Below are 5,912 nucleotides of genomic sequence, written 5' to 3' on the forward strand. Positions count from 1 at the left end.
TGCCGGCCCACTGCCTGGTCACCGCCGACATCGCCCGCCGCACCGGGGCCGACGGCCAGCCCTACGCCATCAAGATCGAGCTGCGCGTGCCCGCCGACTGGAACGGACGCTTCCTCTACCAGGGCGGCGGCGGCATGAACGGCGTGGTGATGACCGCGCTCGGCGAGCCGACGCCCTCCGGCAGCCGCGAGCCGCCGGCCCTGGCGCGTGGCTTCGCGGTCGTCTCCACCGACAGCGGCCACCAGGCCGCCAACCCGGCCGATTCCCGCTTCGCCAAGGACCAGCAGGCCAAGCTCGACTACGGCTATGCCGCGATCGGCAAGGTCACCGCCGGGTCCAAGCTGCTGATCAGCGAGCTGACCGGTCGCGCGCCGGCCAAGAGCTACTTCATGGGCTGCTCGAACGGCGGGCGCGAGGCCCTGATCGCCGCCCAGCGCTATCCCACCGAGTTCGACGGCGTCATCGCCGCCAACCCGGCCTTCGAGCTCAGCCGCGCGGCGATCCTGTCGACCTATTCGGCCAATGTCTTCGCCGCCGCGGCCGCCCGCCGCCAGACCGACGCCTCGCGCCTGCTGACGCCGGCCGACGGCGCCTTGCTGCAAAAGGCGATCCTGGCCCAGTGCGACGACCTCGACGGCGCCAAGGACGGCATGATCTTCGGCGCCTGCCGCTTTGACATCCGCAAGATCACCTGCAAGGGCAAGGAAAGCGAAGGCTGCCTGGCGCCGGACAAGGCCGAAGCGATCGAGAAGGCCTTCCGCGGCCCCCGCGACCGAGACGGCAAGGCCGTGGTCGGCAGCTGGCCCTACGACGCCAGCCAGTTCAGCCAGGGCTGGCGGATCTGGCAGACCGGCGCGCCCACCCCCAACGGCGGCGCCTTCACCCTGCTGCGCGACCTGGTGACCAATTCCCTCAGCGACTATTTCGCCTTCCCGACCCTCAAGCGGCCGATCGCCACCGACGACGTCGCCCCGCTGCTGAAGGCCGTTGCGGCCACCGCGGCCTATACCGACGCCGACGCCACCGACTTCCGCACCTTCGAAGCGCGCGGCGGCAAGCTGATCCTGGTCACCGGGGGCTCGGATCCGATCTTTTCGGCCCCGCAACTGGAGGCCTGGTACGGCCGGTTGTCGTCGGACATGCAGGCCGCCACCGGCCGGCCCGCCGCCGACTTCGCGCGCCTGTTCGTCGTGCCGGGCATGGAGCACTGCGGCGGCGGTGCGGGTCTGGACGACTTCGATCCGCTGCCGTCCCTCGTGGCCTGGACCGAGGGCAAGCCGGGTCCCGACCTCTTCGTGGCCAAGGGGCAGGCCTTTCCGGGCGTGACCCGTCCGATCTGCGCCTATCCCGCCGCCGCCCGCTATGACGGCAAGGGTCCCGTGCAGGACGCGGGCAGCTTCCAGTGCAAGGCGCCCAAGGCCGAGTGAGGGGGCGCCGGCGACGGGTCAATTCGGTGTTGACGATACTGTTTGTCAGGCATACGAATTGATCAACCAATGAACGCGCCAGGGAGCGAAGCGTGGAAGAGATCGAGGCGTTCGGCGCCCTGGGCGAACGCCTGGGCCTCCAGCTCCACTATGCCGACGTCCGCGCCATGGCGGCCCTGGCCGAGCGGCTGGCCCCGCTGGGCGTGACGCCGGCCCGGGCGACCGCCGTCGTCTACATCGCCCTGCACGAGGGCTGCGACCAGATCACCCTGGGCCGCGCGCTCGGGGTCAATCGCGCCAGCACCATGAAGGCGGTCGACGAGCTGGAGGCGCTGGGCGTGCTCGAACGCCGGCCGGGCCGCGACCGCCGCACCAACGCCCTGCACCTGACGCCCGCTGGCGCGGCCCTGCGCCACAAGGTCGAGGCCGTGACCCGCGAGCACGACATCGCCGCCTTCGCGCCGCTCGACCCAGCCGAGCGCGCCGAGCTGGGCCGCCTGCTGGCCAAGCTTCGCCTCAATGACGACGCCGCCGATCAGGGCGACGCCGCGATCGCCGCCTCCAAGGAAGGATGACCATGAGCACGACGTTCGAACGCCGCGACCCGGTGACCGGCGCGGTGGCCAGCACCTCCAGGGCGATGACGGTGGCCGATGCGCAAGCCGCCGCCGACGCCGCCCAGGCCGCCTTCGCCGGCTGGAGCGCCCTGGGGCCCAACGCCCGCCGCGCCCTGCTGTCCAAGGCCGCAGACGCGCTGGAGGCAAAGGCCGGCGCCTTTGTCGAGGCGATGATGGGCGAGATCGGCGCCACCGAGGGCTGGGCGCGGTTCAACCTGATGCTGGCGGTCGGCATCGTCCGCGAGGCCGCCGCCCTGACCACCCAGGTCGCCGGCGAGGTGATCCCCTCCGACAAGCCCGGCTGCATCTCCATGGCCGTGCGCGAGCCGGCCGGAGTGGTGCTGGGCGTGGCCCCCTGGAATGCGCCGATCATCCTGGGCGTGCGGGCCATCGCCACGCCCCTGGCCTGTGGCAACACCGTGGTGCTCAAGGCCTCGGAGACCTGCCCGCGCACCCACAGCCTGATCATCGAGGCCTTCGCCGAGGCAGGCCTGCCGCCGGGCGTGGTCAATGTGGTGACCAACGCCCCCGCCGACGCCGGCGAAATCGTCGGCGCCCTGATCGACCACCCAGCCGTGCGCCGCGTGAACTTCACCGGCTCGACCGCCGTCGGCAAGATCATCGCCAGGCGCTGCGCCGAGCATCTGAAGCCGGCTTTGCTGGAGCTGGGCGGCAAGGCCCCGCTGATCGTGCTCGACGACGCCGACCTCGACGAAGCGGTCAAGGCCGCCGCCTTCGGGGCCTTCATGAACCAGGGCCAGATCTGCATGTCGACCGAGCGGATCATTGTGGTTGGGGCCGTCGCCGACGCCTTCGTCGAGAAGTTCCAGGCCAAGGTCGCCACCTTGAAGGCCGGCGATCCGCGCGCCGGCAAGACGCCACTGGGCGCGGTGGTCGATCTGAAGACGGTCGCCCATGTCGAAGGCCTGGTGGCCGACGCGGTCGGCGCCGGCGCGGTTCAGGTCAACGGCGGCGCGGCCGACGGGGTGCTGATGCCGGCCACCGTGGTCGACAAGGTCACGCCCGACATGAAGCTGTTCCGCGAGGAGAGCTTCGGCCCGGTGGTCGGGATCATCCGCGCCCGCGACGAAGCCCACGCCATCGCACTGGCCAACGACACCGAGTACGGCCTGTCGGCGGCGGTCTTCACCCGCGACACCGCCCGCGGCCTGCGCGTGGCCCGTCAGATCAGGTCGGGCATCTGCCACGTCAACGGCCCGACCGTGCACGACGAAGCCCAGATGCCGTTCGGCGGGGTCAAGGCCAGCGGCTATGGCCGGTTCGGCGGCAAGGCCGGGATCGAGGCCTTCACCGACCTGCGCTGGATCACCATCGAGACCCAGCCCGGCCACTTCCCGATCTGAAGCGCCCCGCGTCGCCAACCCCATTCCGATTTTCAAGGACCGCCCGATGACCGAGGTCAACGACACCGCCACCTTCACGGTCGAGAACCGCATCGCCTGGGTGAAGTTCAACCGCCCCGAAAAGCGCAACTGCATGAGCCCGACCCTGAACCGTCGGATGATGGAGGTGCTGGACGAGCTGGAATACCGCGACGACGTCGGGGTGGTGGTGCTGACCGGCGAGGGCTCGGCCTGGTCGGCGGGCATGGACCTGAAGGAGTACTTCCGCGAGACCGAAGCCAAGGGTCTGGGCGCGGTGCGCCAGGCCCAGCGCGAGTCCTACGGCTGGTGGCGGCGCCTGCGCTGGTACAACAAGCCGACCATCGCCATGGTCAACGGCTGGTGCTTCGGCGGCGGCTACGGCCCGCTCTATTCCTGCGACCTGGCGATCGCCGCCGACGAGGCCCAGTTCGCCCTGTCGGAGATCAACTGGGGCATCCTGCCCGGCGGCGGGGCCACCAAGGTCGTCGTCGATCTGATCCCGATGCGCGATGCGATGTACCACGCCCTGACCGGCGAGCTGATCGACGGCCAGAAGGCCGCCCAGTGGCGTCTGGTCAACGAAAGCGTGCCGCTCGCGCAGCTTGAGACGCGGGTTCGCGAGATCGCGCAGGTGCTGCTCAAGAAGAACCCGGTGGCCCTGAAGGCGACCAAGGACGCGGTCCGCAGGGTCAAGGAAATGACCTACGACAACGCCGAGGACTACCTGGTCAGGGCCCAGGAGGCGGCCAATTCCTTCGACAACGACGGTCGCAAGGAGGGCATCAAGCAGTTCATCGACGACAAGAGCTACAAGCCCGGACTGGGCGCCTACGATCTGGCCAAGCAGAGCTGAGACGGGGCAGGGAGGAAACGGCGAAAAGGGGAGGGTTCCATGAGCGGCCCCATCGACCATGTCGGCCTGCAGGCCAGGCTCCAGCCCAAGGCCCTCGCGGCCGTCGACCTGGCCAGCGACAGGCGCTGGACCTACGCCGAGCTCGACGCCGACGTCGCCGCCTGCGCCCGCGTGCTGGTCGAGCGCGGCGTGGCGCTCGGCGAGCGGGTCGTCAGCCTGGCCCGCAACCGGGTCGAGCTGGCGGTCCTGCACCTGGCCTGCGCCCGGATCGGCGCGGTCTATGCGCCGCTGAACTGGCGGCTGAGCCCGGCCGAGATCCTGGCCCTGGTCGAGGACGCCGACCCCAGGCTGGTGATCGGCGACCAGGAGCTGGACCGCGTCGGGCTGGAGGGCCTGTCCCTCGACCACCTTGCCGCCGAGATCGCCGCCGCCGAACCGCTTGCAGCCGCGCCGTTCGATCGCGACCGGCCGTCGCTGATCCTCTACACCTCGGGCACCTCTGGCCGTCCCAAGGGCGTGGTTCTGTCCGAGCGTAATCTCGACCACACGGCGGTCAATTTCGGCCGCCTGGGACGAGTGACGCACCAGAGCGCCTTCCTGATCGACGCGCCGATGTTCCACGTCCTGGGCCTGGTCACCACGGTGCGGCCGCCCTTGCTGCATGGCGGGACGATCCTGGTCTCGGACGGGTTCGAGCCGGCCCGCACCCTGGCGCGGCTGTCCGATCCGGATTTGAGCGTCAGCCACTATTTCTGCGTGCCGCAGATGGCTCAGGCCCTGCGCAACCATCCCGACCTCGCCCCCGAGCGGCTGGCCGGCCTGACCGCGATCTTCACCGGCGGGGCGCCGCACGCGGCCGCCGATATCCGCGCCTGGCTGGCGATCGGCGTGCCGGTGGTCGACGGTTTCGGCATGAGCGAGACCGGCACGGTGTTCGGCATGCCGGTCGATCCGGCCCAGATCGACGCCCGCGCCGGCTCGGTGGGCGTGGCCCTGCCGGGCGTGCGCAGCCGCATCGTCGACGCCGCCGGCCGCGACTGCCCCGACGGCCAGCCCGGCGAGCTGCTGCTCAAGGGCGACAACGTCTTTTCCGGCTACTGGCGGCGCCCGGACGACACGGCGGCGGCCTTCACCGCCGACGGCTGGTTCCGCACCGGCGACATCGCCCGCGCCGACACCGAGGGCTTCCACTGGCTGGTCGATCGCAAGAAGGACATGTTCATCTCGGGCGGCGAGAACGTCTATCCGGCCGAGATCGAGGCGGCCCTGGCCGACCATCCCGGCATCGCCGAGTGCGCGGTGCTGGGCCTGCCCGATCCCCGCTGGGGCGAGGTCGGCCACCTGATCCTCGTGCCGAGGCCGGGCGTGGTTGTCAGCCATGCCGGCGTCGTCGCGCACCTGGAGCTTCGGCTGGCCCGCTACAAGCTGCCCAAGGCCACGACCATCGTCGACAGCCTGCCGCGCACGGGTTCGGGCAAGATCCAGAAGGCGATCCTCAAGGCCCTGATCCTGGAAAGGACCCCCGCATGAACCCTCCGCCCATCAGCCGGCGCGGGCTGGGTCTCGGCGTCGCCGCGGCCGGCCTGGCCGGCGCGACACAGGCCGTCGCGGCGAGCCCGCCGCCGGCTCT

5 protein-coding genes are annotated in these 5,912 nt (G+C 70.9%); all 5 read left to right on the forward strand.

Translation table 11 applies throughout. The features are described from left to right. Positions 1–1,427 (forward strand): tannase/feruloyl esterase family alpha/beta hydrolase (locus DMC18_RS16225; protein ID WP_110133098.1); only part of this gene is annotated, 1,427 nt, incomplete at its 5' end. 92 nt (positions 1,428–1,519) lie between these two features. Next, positions 1,520–2,002, forward strand: a complete 483-nt coding sequence (locus tag DMC18_RS16230; protein ID WP_233248182.1) for a MarR family winged helix-turn-helix transcriptional regulator — start codon at positions 1,520–1,522, stop codon at positions 2,000–2,002. A 2-nt stretch (positions 2,003–2,004) separates the two neighbouring features. Continuing rightward, a complete protein-coding gene (locus DMC18_RS16235; protein ID WP_110133099.1) occupies positions 2,005–3,408 on the forward strand; it encodes an aldehyde dehydrogenase in 1,404 nt (467 codons plus the stop codon). A 46-nt stretch (positions 3,409–3,454) separates the two neighbouring features. After that, positions 3,455–4,282: a p-hydroxycinnamoyl CoA hydratase/lyase gene (locus DMC18_RS16240; protein ID WP_110133100.1), complete on the forward strand. Its 828-nt coding sequence runs from the start codon at positions 3,455–3,457 to the stop codon at positions 4,280–4,282. A gap of 39 nt (positions 4,283–4,321) precedes the next feature. Beyond that, positions 4,322–5,812 carry an AMP-binding protein gene (locus tag DMC18_RS16245; protein WP_110133101.1) on the forward strand — a complete coding sequence of 497 codons (1,491 nt, stop codon included), beginning with the start codon at positions 4,322–4,324 and terminating at the stop codon, positions 5,810–5,812. Positions 5,813–5,912 lie beyond the last annotated feature (100 nt).

Origin of the sequence: Caulobacter sp. D5, from assembly GCF_003185805.1 — a bacterium.
Taxonomy (GTDB): domain Bacteria; phylum Pseudomonadota; class Alphaproteobacteria; order Caulobacterales; family Caulobacteraceae; genus Caulobacter.